This window comes from Buttiauxella selenatireducens (assembly GCF_031432975.1).
GTDB classification, from domain to species: domain Bacteria; phylum Pseudomonadota; class Gammaproteobacteria; order Enterobacterales; family Enterobacteriaceae; genus Buttiauxella; species Buttiauxella selenatireducens.
In genome coordinates, this window is sequence record NZ_CP133838.1 from 2,748,138 (window position 1) to 2,762,207 (window position 14,070).

At 52.2% G+C, this 14,070-nt stretch carries 15 protein-coding genes; 7 read left to right on the forward strand and 8 right to left on the reverse strand.

What is annotated here, in order from left to right; all coding sequences use genetic code 11:
- A complete protein-coding gene (locus RHD99_RS12620) occupies window positions 1-1,083 on the forward strand; it encodes a hypothetical protein (protein ID WP_309874218.1) in 1,083 nt (360 codons plus the stop codon).
- A complete protein-coding gene (locus RHD99_RS12625) occupies window positions 1,070-1,312 on the forward strand; it encodes a contractile injection system protein, VgrG/Pvc8 family (RefSeq protein WP_309874219.1) in 243 nt (80 codons plus the stop codon). The genes RHD99_RS12620 and RHD99_RS12625 overlap by 14 nt, the downstream gene beginning before the upstream one ends.
- A gap of 136 nt (window positions 1,313-1,448) precedes the next feature.
- On the opposite strand, the gene pcaC is transcribed toward RHD99_RS12625, so the two are convergent.
- From pcaC to RHD99_RS12655, 6 genes are read right to left on the reverse strand one after another with little or no spacing between them, the layout of a single operon-like run.
- Window positions 1,449-1,832: a 4-carboxymuconolactone decarboxylase gene (gene pcaC / locus RHD99_RS12630; protein ID WP_309874221.1), complete on the reverse strand. Its 384-nt coding sequence runs from the start codon at window positions 1,830-1,832 to the stop codon at window positions 1,449-1,451.
- Between the two features lies 1 nt (window position 1,833).
- The gene (pcaD, locus tag RHD99_RS12635) at window positions 1,834-2,592 is read right to left on the reverse strand and encodes a 3-oxoadipate enol-lactonase (RefSeq protein ID WP_309874222.1); all 759 of its coding nucleotides are present in this window, start codon (window positions 2,590-2,592) and stop codon (window positions 1,834-1,836) included.
- Entirely contained in the window at window positions 2,589-3,944 is a 1,356-nt protein-coding gene (locus tag RHD99_RS12640) for a 3-carboxy-cis,cis-muconate cycloisomerase (protein ID WP_309874223.1), read from the reverse strand. The genes pcaD and RHD99_RS12640 overlap by 4 nt, the downstream gene beginning before the upstream one ends.
- Before the next feature lie 9 nt (window positions 3,945-3,953).
- A complete protein-coding gene (pcaF, locus tag RHD99_RS12645; RefSeq protein WP_309874224.1) occupies window positions 3,954-5,156 on the reverse strand; it encodes a 3-oxoadipyl-CoA thiolase in 1,203 nt (400 codons plus the stop codon).
- A 9-nt stretch (window positions 5,157-5,165) separates the two neighbouring features.
- On the reverse strand, window positions 5,166-5,822 hold the full coding sequence (locus RHD99_RS12650; protein ID WP_309874225.1) for a 3-oxoacid CoA-transferase subunit B: 657 nt from the start codon (window positions 5,820-5,822) through the stop codon (window positions 5,166-5,168).
- An 11-nt stretch (window positions 5,823-5,833) separates the two neighbouring features.
- Complete coding sequence (locus RHD99_RS12655; protein ID WP_309874226.1) at window positions 5,834-6,517, reverse strand: 3-oxoacid CoA-transferase subunit A; 684 nt, start codon at window positions 6,515-6,517, stop codon at window positions 5,834-5,836.
- 172 nt (window positions 6,518-6,689) lie between these two features.
- Between RHD99_RS12655 and RHD99_RS12660 the strand changes: the two genes are divergently transcribed.
- Entirely contained in the window at window positions 6,690-7,496 is an 807-nt protein-coding gene (locus RHD99_RS12660) for an IclR family transcriptional regulator domain-containing protein (RefSeq protein WP_309874228.1), read from the forward strand.
- Window positions 7,497-7,498: 2 nt separating this feature from the next.
- Here the strand turns inward: RHD99_RS12660 and smrA are convergent, their stop codons facing one another.
- Window positions 7,499-8,062: a DNA endonuclease SmrA gene (smrA, locus tag RHD99_RS12665; RefSeq protein WP_309874230.1), complete on the reverse strand. Its 564-nt coding sequence runs from the start codon at window positions 8,060-8,062 to the stop codon at window positions 7,499-7,501.
- Between the two features lie 67 nt (window positions 8,063-8,129).
- On the reverse strand, window positions 8,130-9,026 hold the full coding sequence (locus RHD99_RS12670; protein ID WP_183271591.1) for a LysR family transcriptional regulator: 897 nt from the start codon (window positions 9,024-9,026) through the stop codon (window positions 8,130-8,132).
- A 175-nt stretch (window positions 9,027-9,201) separates the two neighbouring features.
- Here RHD99_RS12670 and RHD99_RS12675 point away from each other — a divergent pair, with 175 nt between their 5' ends.
- From RHD99_RS12675 to ogt, 4 genes are read left to right on the forward strand one after another with little or no spacing between them, the layout of a single operon-like run.
- Window positions 9,202-10,512 (forward strand): M20 family metallo-hydrolase, encoded by a 1,311-nt coding sequence (locus RHD99_RS12675; RefSeq protein WP_309874233.1) that lies wholly within the window; start codon window positions 9,202-9,204, stop codon window positions 10,510-10,512.
- Window positions 10,512-11,957 (forward strand): M20 family metallopeptidase, encoded by a 1,446-nt coding sequence (locus RHD99_RS12680; protein WP_309874235.1) that lies wholly within the window; start codon window positions 10,512-10,514, stop codon window positions 11,955-11,957. Before RHD99_RS12675 ends, RHD99_RS12680 begins: the two co-directional genes overlap by 1 nt.
- A gap of 35 nt (window positions 11,958-11,992) precedes the next feature.
- Entirely contained in the window at window positions 11,993-13,519 is a 1,527-nt protein-coding gene (gene abgT, locus RHD99_RS12685) for a p-aminobenzoyl-glutamate transporter (RefSeq protein ID WP_309874237.1), read from the forward strand.
- Between the two features lie 12 nt (window positions 13,520-13,531).
- The gene (gene ogt, locus RHD99_RS12690) at window positions 13,532-14,047 is read left to right on the forward strand and encodes a methylated-DNA--[protein]-cysteine S-methyltransferase (protein WP_309874239.1); all 516 of its coding nucleotides are present in this window, start codon (window positions 13,532-13,534) and stop codon (window positions 14,045-14,047) included.
- The last annotated feature ends 23 nt before the right edge of the window (window positions 14,048-14,070 follow it).

Below are 14,070 nucleotides of genomic sequence, written 5' to 3' on the forward strand. Positions count from 1 at the left end.
GTGAACAATATTTCCCAATCACAGTTCCCATTCCCAAAGCAGGTTTCTTATTCTATTGATTATCAGAAAGAGCATTTCTGGCGCTGTGTTTACACCTCAACCTCCTCTGAAGCTTTGCATTATAAAATTGTATTGCCCTTGCAAGTTAAACCCGTACTGACAAAACCGACAGAAATTGAAGGTTTGGGATTAACAATGATTGGCTTATATCGCACTCTCAAAGCGGAAGAGACTCCCTACATGGAAGTCACAGTAGCTTATGAAGCGATTGGCAATGAAATGAATGGCAGTGACTGGCTTTACCATGTCTTGAATTTAATGGGTGAGGAAATTATAAACAAAAGAACCTTCTTTTCTGAATCAGGTGAATATGCAGATGTGTTAACACAAAAAATGTATGGCACAGAAAATATGATTGCACGCTATCGCGTGATAAAAGACTCAGGTACAGAATCAGAAGGTGCGAACTTCTTTTTAATTAAGGCGACGTGCCATGAGGAAAATTATGCAGTGTTAAGTGAAAATCTATTACAAAGCATCGACTGGTTTACGCTTATTCACGAAAATGAATGGAAGATGGCCGAATCCCTAAAAAGCATAAACTCTGAATATCCTGAGCCTCTTTCCTTCTATTATCCAGCATCCTGGTCTGTGCAACAGGAAGAAGAAGATGTACCCGGTCTTAGCCATTACTCTCTTGCCCATATTACTGGGCAGAAGCAAAAGAAAATGATCAATCTTTTTTTCATGGTGCCAGAAAAGAAGGTTACGGCACAATTTGTCAGCGACACACTGTTTCAACGGCTAGAAAATGTTCTTCATGTTCAATCGCCAGAGCTTAAGCAAGCGGTCAATAAACGCAATGTCAGATTGGATCAACTCTGGACGGGTTGTGTTGAACTCAATAGTGAGGACAAAGCCAAACGCCATATACTGACGGTTCATGTCGGTTCGGTGGGGTCACTATGGTTTTATTTTGAACAAATATCTCCATATGCGGAACAGAGATTTTATGACTGGGCGGTAATTAAGCGTGCTCAGGAAATCATTTTAAACTCATTAAATAATTATGATCATCTTTGACTGGCACGCGTCTGAAAGCGCGCAACAAAAACTGGTGCTGTGTGATGATAAAGCCGGTATTTCCGGTAAGGCGTCGCTGCCCTTCAATCCCAATATCACCGCGACAGTCTCCACCGAATGCATCAGCGAATTTCGCTATCACGCACAGATACGCCCTTCATCAGTCGAAACCGAGGATGATACCTTTAAATCACCGAACGGCCAGGATGTAATTCCACCGCTGTTTTGATTTTTTAAAGTGGGATCATAACGAGCTACATGCATGCCACCCCGCTACGGGTGGCTTTTTTATGTCTGTTTGTTTTACTTACATCAAGGCATCCTTCCTATAGTAAACATAACGCAGCACCATCCACCCTAACCTACTATTTCGCGTCTATCTCATCAAACACCTGCTGCGCCAGATGCATCGTGGCATTGGCCGCAGGCAAACCGCAGTACAACGCCGAGTGCATAATTAACTCTTTTAATTCATCACGCGTCACGCCGTTATTAAACGCCGCGCGCAGGTGCATTTTCAGCTCAGCTTCACGATTTAACGCAATCAGCATGGCGATGGTTATCATGCTGCGGGTGTGGCGTTCAAGGCCCGGTCGCGTCCAGATATCACCCCATGCGTAACGCGTAATGAAGTTCTGAAACTCCTCGTTAAGCGGCGTGAGTTGCGACAATGTGCGGTCAACGTGTTTATCACCCAGCACCGCGCGGCGCACGTTCATCCCTTGCTGATAATGCTCTTCATCCTTCATCTCAGTCGTCCTGTTGAATAAAGTTAAGCAGTGCGGTGTTAAAACCGTGTGCGTCTTCAATGTTGGAAAGGTGCGAGGCTTTGAGCGTCACCAGATGCGAGCCGCTAACCTGCCGCTGCATAAATTCGCTGTCTGCTACGGTGGTGACCGGATCGTGAACGCCTGCAATAAACAACGTCGGCAGGGAAATCGCGTCAATTTCGCCACGGAGATCGGCTGCGGCTAAGGCTTCGCAACAAGAGGCGTAACCTTCCGCGTCACTTGCCGCAAGGCTTGAACATAAGGCCTCTATTTGCGTGCCGTGATGTTTTACAAAATCATCAGTGAACCAACGCGAGGGGGCACTTTTCGCAATGGCGGACATTCCTTCGAGGCGAACGTTACGCGCACGCTCCAGCCAGCCGCTTTGCTCGCCGATTTTTGCCGCGCTGTTGGCGACCGTAATAGAAAGAAAACGCTCCGGTGCAAAACGTGCCAGCCACAATCCGGTGAGCCCGCCCATGGAAATCCCACAGAAATGCGCCTGCTGTACGCCAGCATCATCCATCACGCTGATAACGTCTTCGGCCAGTTGCGGTAAGCTGGTTTTGTCGTGTTTTGCGGTGCGTCCGTGGCCGTGCGTGTCATAACGCAGCACGCGGAAGTTCGCCAAAAGTGCCGCCATTTGTGGCTGCCACATATCAAATGTGGTGCCCAGTGAATTTGATAACACCACGACCGGTGCGCCGCTCGGTCCTTCCAACTGATAATAATGGCTCATGTAGGCTCCCTGTTTTGTTGTGCTGCCCGTGCCAAAACCTGGTGGATGAATTTGTCGTTGCTACCCAGGGCATGTTGCGGGTCGAGCAGATAGGCAATTTGTGTCGAAGAAAGATGTGGGATGACTTGTGGATGTTGTTCGAGCAATGCCGCAAGCGGCTGGTTTTCATCCAACGCACGGTGGCATAGCTGTTCTACAAGATGATGCGCCGCCTGTTTACCGAGTGATTTCGCCAGCGCCAGTGTGATCGACTCCGCCATAATCAGGCCGTGGGTGATGTCCAGATTCGCGCGCATTTTGTCGGTGTTGACCTGCATCCCGCTGAAAAGCTCCCGCGTCGTTTGCATCACACCACCGGCAAGCGTGATCAACTGAGGAAGAGTTTCCCACTCCGCTTGCCAGCCGCCGAGCGCCCTTTCGTGTTGCTGATTTTGGCTGGCATACAGTGTCGCCATCAGTCCAGGAATTCGGGTGGTAGCGGTCAGGATCGCCGCACAGCTCACCGGATTGCGTTTATGCGGCATGGTAGATGAACCACCGCGACCAGGGGCAACCGGTTCACCCACTTCTGCCACTTCGGTCTGCATCAGCAATGAAAAATCGTTGGCGAATTTGCCCAACGTCGTGCTCACTCCCGCAAACCAACTGGCGACTTCGAGTAGCCTGTCGCGCTGGCTGTGCCATGGCGTATCGGGCTGATTCAGCGACAGCGAGTTTGCCAACGCCTGCGCAACGGCGACGCCCTGCTCATTGAGCGAGGCCAGCGTGCCCGCAGCACCGCCAAATTGCAGCACTAATACGCGAGGTTTCATTTCTTGCAGGCGCTCACGCCAGCGCAAAAGTGCGTCGAGCGTACCGGCCAGTTTCAAGCCAAATGTAATCGGCAGCGCATGCTGCATCCAGGTCCGCCCAGGCATCACACTGTGTTGATGACGCTGGATTTGTTCGATTAACGCAGAAATTAACTGCTCAAGAAGTGCTTCACTGGCGTCAATCGCCTCACGCAGTTGCAATATCAGGCCGGTGTCAATGACGTCCTGGCTGGTTGCCCCCCAGTGAACATAGCGCGCGGCCTGTTCGTCCTGTTGTTTGACGTTGGCCGTGAGCTGTTTGACCAGCGGAATGGCCAGATTTCCGGCTCCGGCTGCCGCCTGTGCTATAGCCGGTATATCGAGTTTATCAGCCTGACACTGCGCGGAAATAATTGTCATTGACGACTCAGGCGTCACGCCACAAAGCGCTGTCGCCCGTGCCAGTGCCGCTTCAAAATCCAGCATCCGCTGTAGCGTGTTTTCATCGCTGAAAATCTCGCTCAACGGTGAATCACGTAACATCGGGGTAAACAGTGTCATGCTTGCTCCTTAAACGCGTTCGATAATCAGTGCAATCCCCTGACCGACACCAATACACATGGTACATAACGCGTAACGTCCGCCGCTACGCTTTAGCTGATACGCGGCGGTCATCGCCAAACGGCCACCTGATGCACCAAGCGGATGGCCCAGCGCAATTGCGCCACCGTTTGGGTTCACATGCTCTGCATCATCCGGCAGGCCAAGGTCGCGCATTACCGCCAGTGCCTGCGCTGCAAAGGCTTCATTTAATTCGATAACATCCATTTGTGCGAGGGTTAACCCAGTTTGTGCCAGCACTTTACGCACCGCAGGTGCCGGGCCAAAGCCCATAATCCGTGGTGCAACGCCTGCGGTTGCCACACCCACAACGCGCGCCAACGGCTGTAAACCGTGGGTATTGAGCGCTTGCTCGCTGGCGAGGAGCAACGCACAAGCGCCATCGTTAACGCCCGACGCATTTCCGGCGGTGACGGTGCCGTCAGCACGAACCACCCCTTTTAGTTTTGCCAGCGATTCGAGCGAGGTGGAACGCGGATGCTCATCACGGTTAAATAACAACGCTTCGCCTTTGCGTTGCGCGATGGACACGGGGATCAGCTCGTCGTCAAAAATACCCATTTCCTGAGCCCGCGCGGTACGAAGCTGGCTGCGTAAGGCGAAAGCGTCCTGATCTTCACGATTAATATTGAAGTCAGTCGCGACGTTTTCCGCCGTTTCCGGCATCGCATCCACACCGTATTGTGCTTTCATCAGCGGGTTGATAAAACGCCATCCGATGGTGGTGTCTTCCATTTTCATGCTGCGGCTAAAGGCGCTTTCCGCTTTACCCATGACAAACGGCGCGCGTGACATGCTTTCCACACCACCGGCAATCATCAGATGGGTTTCACCGCTTTTAATTGCTCTTGCCGCCACGCCTAACGCATCAAGGCTTGAGCCACATAAACGGTTGATGGTCGTGCCGGGTACAGCTTCAGGCATTCCCGCCAGCAACAACGCCATGCGCGCAACGTTGCGGTTATCTTCACCGGCCTGGTTCGCACAGCCGTAAATCACATCATCTACCGCCGACCAGTCGACATTGGGGTGTCGCGCCATTAATGCTTTCAACGGCAGTGCGGCTAAATCATCGCTACGCACTGTCGACAACGTGCCACCAAAACGACCAAACGGAGTACGCACTCCATCACAGATAAATGCTTGATTCATCATAGTTCCTTACGCGCTTTCTGCCAGTTGTTCAAAGCCAAGTGTGACCGGAGTAATACGTTGTAATTCTTCAAATGACAGGCCGTTAAAGATTTCGCGCACCACCGGTCCTTTGTCCGTGATATCAATCACCGCAAGGTCGGTATAAATGCGGCTCACACAGCCAATTCCGGTGAGCGGATAAGAGCAGCTTTCCACCAGTTTGCATTCGCCGTCACGGGTGAGGTGATCCATCATCACAAAGACCTGGCGTGCGCCGATGGCTAAGTCCATCGCCCCACCGACCGCCGGTATAGAATCCGGCGCGCCAGTGCTCCAGTTAGCCAAATCGCCGCTGGCCGACACCTGATAAGCACCCAACACGCAGATATCGAGATGGCCGCCGCGCATCATGGCAAAGGAGTCGCCATGGTGGAAAAAACAGCCGCCCGTCAGCAGTGTGACGTGTTCTTTTCCGGCGTTGATCAATTCGGGATCTTCTTCGCCTTCAGCCGGTTTTGGCCCCATACCAAGCAAACCGTTTTCACTGTGCAAGAAGATCTCTTTGTCTGCCGGAAGGTAGTTGGCAATGCGTGTCGGCAAGCCAATACCGAGGTTAACGTAAGCGCCTTCGGGGATATCACGAGCGACACGTTTTGCCATTTCATCACGGGTTAATTTTTTCACGTCTTTTCTCCTTAAGCGCTCTGTGCCAGTGCGTTTTCAACCGCCACCAGACGCTGAACGAAAATGCCCGGCGTGATGATATGTTCCGGGTCGAGGTCGCCCAACGGCACTATACGGCTGACTTCCGCAATCGTGACGGTCGCAGCCGTTGCCATGATGGGCCCAAAATTACGTGCCGCTTTGCGATACACCAGGTTGCCCCAACGGTCGCCTTCGTGAGCTTTGATTAATGCGAAGTCAGCTTTCAGCGGGTATTCCAGCACATAGTGACGCCCGTCGATTTCACGCGTTTCTTTGCCTTCTGCGAGGGGAGTTCCGTAACCGGTTGGCGTGAATACGGCACCCAACCCTGAACCTGCGGCCTGAATTCGTGCCGCAAGGTTGCCTTGTGGCACCAGTTCCAGCTCGACTTCACCACGGCGATAGAGGTCATCAAAAATTTGTGAATCCACCTGACGTGGGAAGGAGCACACCATTTTGCGCACCCGTCCGGCCTTCAACAATGCAGCCAGCCCGACTTCGCCATTCCCCGCGTTGTTATTGATAATCGTCAGATCTTTCGCGCCCTGCGCTATCAGCGCATCGATAAGATGGGTTGGCTGGCCTGCGGTGCCGAAGCCACCAATCATGACGGTTGCCCCATCGAAAATTCCGGCAACTGCTTCTTCAAGCGAAACCACACTTTTGTTGATCATCACAGTTCTCCCTTGTGTGCGCATTTCGCACAAGATTGCGTTGTTCGAACAAAATGTGACCCCGTTAACGAAGCTGGTCAAGGGCGATAATCGAAATATGGTGCGATTATCGAACATCATGTATGTTTGTATTCGCAAGTGTGATCAACGGCGAAAATTTCAGGAGAACAGAATGGAAATTCAACGTGATGAGCTGGCCGCGGGTGACGGCGATCCGTTTAAAGGCGATCCTAATTTTATGGCGTCGCTGGCTCGCGGGCTGGAAGTGATTCAGGCCTTCACCCCACAGCGTCGGCAGTTGTCTATCTCACAAATCAGCCAAAAAACGGGAATTCCTCGTGCGGCGGTGCGCCGTTGTTTGTACACGCTGGGGAAGCTGGGTTTTGTCTACGCAGAAGATGGAAAATATTATCAGTTGAGGCCACGAATTTTATCGCTCGGCCATGCTTATCTGGCTTCAACGCCGCTGGCGAAGTCCACCCAGCCGGTGCTGAAACATTTAAGCGAAATGCTGAATGAGTCATGCTCGATTGCCACCCTTGATGGTGACGATATTCTGTATATCGCCCGCGCTTCCAGCTCACGTATTATGACCATTGATTTAGATATTGGCAGCCGCCTGCCCGCCTGGTCGACGTCAATGGGCCGCGTGTTACTGAGCTATCTACCGGAAGAACAACTCAACGATTTTCTCGGACGCATCACCATGATCCGCTACACCCCGCAAACGGTGGACTCGGTGAGTAAACTGCGCGAGGAGTTGAAACGCGTGCGCCAGCAGGGATACGCGCTTAACGATCAGGAACTGGAGATGGGGCTGCGTTCGATTGCCGTCCCGCTGGTGAATCCAGACGGTGCGGTGGTTGCCGCGCTAAACGTTGGCGTTCACGCCGGGCAAGTCTCCGCGCAAGAGCTGCTAACCCGGGTGCTACCCAAACTGCAAACGGCGGCTGAAGAGTTGTCGTTGTTGTTGAAATAAGATTAACGGCTGCGTTTTGCGTGGCGTTCCCAGTTTTCGACTTTTGCCTGGTCGGATTTTTTGAGCGCCACATAGCACGCCCCGCTTCCGCCGTGATGCGGCATTGCGCTGCAAAACGCCTGCACTTCTTCAAATTCCGCCAGCCATCGGGCAACGTAGCTGCGTACGATATTGGCGTGGGATTTATCTTCGCGCCCTTTTCCATGAACGATCAGCACATTACGCAACCCCTCTTTTTTGGCTTGCTGGATGTAAGCAAAAAGCAGCTGGCGGCATTGTTCGACGGGCTGGCGAATGAGGTTGAGGCTGGCTTCCTGCTTATATTTCCCCTGCCGCAGTTTATCCAGCACACCGATTTGCAGCCCTTCCCGCTTAAATTCAAGCGGGTTACCGAGCGGAATAATTTCCAGAAAATCGGTAGTCAGAAAGTTATCTAGCTGCACGGTATCGAGTTTCTGCACTACCTTCTCTTTCACCGGTTTCAACCACTGACTGCTGTGACAGTCTTTCAGCGGTTTGACATCCTCCATGGCATCAAGAAACAGCGATTTTTCGTCAAGGCTCATGCGCAAATCCTCCAGGCTTAATTCTGCGGTCACTATAGCCGCCGATGTGCCGTGGCTCAATGCCCGATTAGCGGCACTGACGACGAAATTGATTGATTAGCGCAACAGTCAGCGGTGCGGGAGAAGCATCACGCCGCTGAATCAAATAGTAGGTAGCCTGCGGCAGCGTTTCGACCACATGGATCTGTTTTAGCGAGTGGGCAATCAATGGGTCATGGCCCAGTTCTGCGGGCAAAATACTCAAAAAATCACTTTGTGCGACCAGACTAATACAGGCAGAAAAGGTTTCACAGACCACGCTGATATTGGGCATTTCTGAGCGTTTCTGGAACATTTCTTCCAGTTGTTTGTAATAACTGCCACGGGGCGTTGGCATCGTCCAGTTGTATTGCAGCAACTCTTTTATGGAAGTGGCATTTATCCCCGGATGGCCTTCACGGGCAAAAACCGCAAACGGTTTTTCGAGTAACCGTTCAAAAGTGAACTCGTGATCGTACGGCCCCTGATAATAGGTGTTTATCGTGAAATCCAGCTCCCCCTGGCGCAACGCATTGATCATCGAAACCAGTTGCCCTTCCATGATGCGCACTTTGACTTGCGGGTGTTTTTGGTGAAACGACGTGATAACCGGCGGCATCAGGGTGCGGGAAATGCTGGCCCCCAACCCAATATTGATCTGCCCGGCTAATTGGCCCTGGCGCTGCAAAATGTCCTCTTGCGCTGCGCGTAACTCTTCGAGGATTAGCTGTGCATGCTGATAAAAACTCTCTCCGCATTCGGTCAATGCCACGCCCTGGCTGCGGCGGATAAACAGACGTGCCGATAGCCCTTCCTCTAATTCTTTAATCGATTTTGTCAGCGCGGGCTGTGACATATTTAACGCCCGACTGGCTCCGCGAATACTGCCATTTTGCGTTACCGCCACGAATGCACGAATCTGATGGAGCTTAACCTGGAAGGTCACATCGCCTCCTGATAACCATTAGCTATCAACCGAAAGATTTTGGCATCTACTGTAATTCAATCTCTTGTGCCAGGGTAATCCTACGACGGCGAAATCTAACAAAAGCCGCTGAGTGATAAGTAAAAACTATCACAGCGTGAACCCGATCACAGAAGATGCTTTTACAGGAAAGGTTATGTCCACACTAGAACTGGCAGTACATGAATTAGCACCGCGCATGCAGCACTGGCGGCGTGATTTTCACCATTTTGCAGAGTCCGGCTGGCTTGAGTTTCGTACAGCCACTCACGTCGCAGAAACGTTGCATCAGCTTGGTTATCAGTTAGCGTTGGGCCGGGATGTCGTTGATGACGCGGCGCGTATGGGCTTGCCGTCAGCGGAGGTGTTAGCGCGTGAAGAACAACGCGCGTTGGAACAAGGGGCTCTTGCCCACTGGTTGCCGCATTTTTCAGGTGGATTCACCGGGATTGTTGCCACTCTCGAGACGGGACGTCCGGGCCCGACTCTCGCTTTCCGTGTTGATATGGATGCGCTGGATTTAGGCGAGATGCAACAGCCCGCCCATCGCCCATTTGCCGAAGGTTTTGCCTCGTGTAACGCAGGAATGATGCACGCTTGTGGGCATGACGGACACACCGCAATTGGGCTGGGTCTTGCCACCGTTCTGCAACAATTTTCCAGCCAGCTAAACGGCACCATCAAACTCATTTTCCAGCCTGCTGAAGAAGGTACACGCGGCGCGCGAGCGATGGTCGCTGCGGGTGCGCTCGATAATATCGACTATTTTACTGCCATTCATATCGGCACGGGCATCCCTTCCGGCACCGTAGTGTGTGGTAGCGATAACTTTATGGCGACCACCAAATTTGATGTGCAATTTACGGGCATCGCCGCACATGCAGGCGGTAAACCTGAAGAAGGTCGTAACGCCCTGCTCGCCGCCGCACAGACCGCGCTGGCATTACATAGCATCGCCCCGCATAGCGCGGGAGCATCCCGTGTAAACGTCGGCGTTTTACAAGCCGGAACCGGGCGCAATGTGGTGCCCGCACAAGCCTTGCTGAAAGTGGAAACCCGTGGCGAAACCAATGTCATCAACGACTATGTGTTTGAGCGCGCCCAAGAAATTATTCGCGGTACCGCAACCATGTTTGGCATTGAAGCGGAGATTCGTTTAATGGGGGCGGCCACCAATAGCGAGCCATCGCCAGAGTGGGTGGCATTTATCCACCAGCAAGCACTTGAAGTGAATGGCGTCACGAACGTTGTCGATACCGTCAAAGGTGCCGCCGGGTCTGAAGATGCGACATTAATGATGGCGCGGGTGCAGGAGCAAGGTGGAAAAGCGTCGTATATGGTTTTCGGTACGCAATTGAGCGCCGGGCATCATAACGAGAAATTTGATTTCGATGAGAGCGTGATGGAAGTTGCCGTGTGTACTCTGGCGCGCCTCGCACTTAATTTCCCCTGGCCGCGAGGTGTGTAATGAGTTCAATTTATCAGTTTGTTGATGATGTGATTGAAGCTAAACGCGACAAGTTTACCGCAATTGCTGATGATATCTGGGATCACCCGGAAACCCGTTTTGAGGAACACTGGTCAGCGGAACGCCTGGCTTGCGCCCTTGAAGCTGAAGGGTTTAGTGTTGAGCGAAACGCCGGGAATATCGAAACCGCGTTTGTGGCAAGTTTTGGCGAAGGTCTGCCGGTTATTGCGCTGCTTGGTGAATACGATGCCCTCGCTGGATTAAGTCAGTGCTCAGGGGATGCCGTCCCAAACCCACTGACGGAAGGGGCTAACGGTCACGGCTGCGGCCACAATTTGCTGGGAACTGCCGCGTTTGCTGGGGCCGTGGCCGTTAAACAGTGGCTTGAGCAATACGGTGGCAGCGGAACGGTGCGTTTTTATGGCTGCCCTGGCGAAGAAGGCGGTTCAGGCAAAACGTTTATGGTGCGCGAAGGGCTTTTTGACGATGTCGATGCCGCTGTCACCTGGCATCCTGAAGCTTACGCAGGCATGTTCAGCACCAGTTCACTGGCTAATATTCAGGTGGCTTATCGCTTCCAGGGGATTGCTGCACATGCGGCCAACTCACCGCATTTAGGGCGCAGCGCACTGGATGCGGTCACTCTGATGACCACCGGGACGAATTTCCTTAACGAACATATTATTGAAAAAGCCCGCGTGCATTACGCTATCACCAACGCGGGCGGAATTTCGCCAAACGTGGTACAGGCGCAGGCCGAAGTGCTGTATTTGATTCGCGCGCCGGAAATGGCGCAGGCACAGCATATTTATGAACGCATCAATAAAATCGCTGAAGGCGCGGCGTTGATGACGGAAACCTCGGTGAATGTGCGTTTTGATAAAGCCTGTTCGAATTACCTGCCGAATCGCCAGTTAGAAAACGTGATGTATCAGGCATTACAAGCGTTAGGTGTGCCGGAGTGGAGCGCGGAAGAAGTCGCGTTTGCTAAAAAAATTCGTGCCACGTTGACCGAGAACGACCTGCAAAACAGCTTAAATAATATTGCTAACACCTCTAATGAAGAGGGAAAAGCGTTTGCTCGTCGTCACCGTGAAACCTTGCTTATCAACGAAATTGCGCCGTATGCCGCAAATGACAAAATCCTCCCGGGTTCTACCGATGTGGGCGATGTCAGCTGGAAAGTCCCGGTCGCACAATGTTTTAGCCCCTGCTTTGCAGTAGGAACACCGTTACATACCTGGCAATTGGTGAGTCAGGGGCGCACGTCTGTCGCGCACAAAGGGATGTTACATGCCGGGAAAGTGATGGCAGCCACCGCGCTGCAACTGTTCACTCAACCGCAGACGCTGGAAGCCTGTCAAAGTGAGTTGCACGCACAACTTGCTGAACGCCCTTATCAGTGTCCGATTCCAGCAGGCGTGACACCGTCACCTTTAAAATAATAAATAAACAACATAACATCGCATGAGGTCAGCCTATGAGCATCTCCTCCATCCCTTCGCGTTCCGGCCCGGGCAAGTTGTACGGTCTGGTCGAAAAAATTGGCAATAAAGTGCCCCATCCTTTTTTGCTGTTCGTCTATTTGATTGTCATTTTATCGGTGAGCACTGCCGTACTTTCGGCATTTAATGTGGGGGTACGGAACCCCGCTGACGGCAGTTTGGTTCAGGTAAAAAATCTGCTGAGTGCCGATGGTGTTCAGTGGTTTTTACCCAATGTGATTAAAAACTTCAGCGGGTTTGCACCATTAGGGGCCATTCTGGCGCTGGTACTGGGTGCGGGGTTGGCAGAACGTGTCGGCCTGTTACCCAGCCTGATGGTGAAAATGGCATCGCATGTCAGTGCTCGTTACGCCAGTTACATGGTGTTATTTATCGCCTTCTTCAGCCACATTTCGTCCGATGCCGCGTTGGTGATCATGCCGCCGATGGGCGCACTTATTTTCCTTGCCGTGGGTCGCCACCCGATTGCCGGTTTACTGGCGGCCATCGCCGGTGTCGGTTGTGGCTTTACCGCGAACTTATTGATTGTTACCACCGATGTGCTGCTTTCGGGGATCAGTACCGAAGCCGCTCATACTATCGACCCTTTGATGCACGTTAGCGTTATTGATAACTGGTATTTTATGGCGACCTCGGTGATTGTTTTGTCGATTGTCGGTGGGTTGATTACCGACAAAATCGTCGAGCCGCGTTTGGGTGTATGGCAAGGTGAAAACAAAGAAAAACTTCAGAAATTAGATGATGTTCAACGCTTCGGTTTACGGGTGACAGGGATTGTGGCCTTGCTGTTTGTTGCGGTTATCGCCCTGCTGCTCGTCCCTGAGAACGGTTTACTGCGTGATCCGGTGAAAGGCACCATTATTCCTTCCCCGTTTATTAGCGGAATTGTGCCGCTGATTATTCTGTTCTTTTTCATCGTTTCGCTGGCTTACGGTATCGCCACCAGAAAAATACGTAAACAGGCAGATTTACCGCAGTTAATGATCGAACCGATGAAAGAGATGGCGGGTTTTATCGTGATGGTGTTCCCGCTGGCGCAATTTGTCGCGATGTTCAACTGGAGCAACATGGGTAAGTTTATGGCTGTCGGCCTGACTGATGTGTTGGAAGGCTCAGGTCTGAATGGTATCCCTGCATTTCTTGGCCTTGCGTTGCTGTCTTCGTTTTTGTGCATGTTTATCGCCAGCGGCTCGGCCATCTGGTCGATTCTGGCCCCCATTTTTGTGCCGATGTTCATGATGCTCGGTTTTCATCCGGCGTTCGCTCAGATCCTTTTCCGTGTGGCAGACTCATCCGTCATCCCACTCGCCCCGGTTTCGCCTTTTATTCCATTATTCCTGGGATTCCTGCAACGCTATAAACCCGATGCCAAATTAGGCACGTATTACTCTTTAGTATTACCTTACCCCCTGATCTTTTTGGGTGTCTGGTTGCTGCTACTGGTCGCGTGGTATCTTGTGGGCTTACCCATTGGGCCAGGGGTTTACCCACACCTGAGTTAACCGGAGCACAGAATGCTGACACTGTTAGAAGACAAAATCGTTACGCCATTAGGCCCGTTATGGATAATTTGCGACGAGCAATACCATCTGCGTGCAGTGGAATGGGAAGAACATAGCGACAGAATGGTGCAATTACTGGGTCTTCACTATGGTGTCAGCGGCTATCAGCGTTTGGCTTGTGCCAATCCTGACGGCTTGAGCGATAAGCTGCGCGACTATTTTGACGGTGATTTGGCGGTGATTGAAACCCTGCCAACCGCCACCGCAGGTACTGCGTTTCAGCGGGAAGTATGGCAAACACTGCGTACCATCCCTTGCGGCCAGGTGATGCATTACGGGCAATTAGCGGACCAGATTGGCAGGCCTGGCGCTGCCCGAGCTGTCGGCGCGGCCAATGGCTCAAACCCCGTCAGTGTGGTGGTGCCATGTCATCGCGTTATTGGGCGTAATGGCACCATGACTGGCTACGCCGGTGGTGTGGGACGAAAAGAGTGGTTATTGCGTCACGAAGGTTATTTGTTGCTTTAGGTAACTGTGCGCTGATTGTTGGG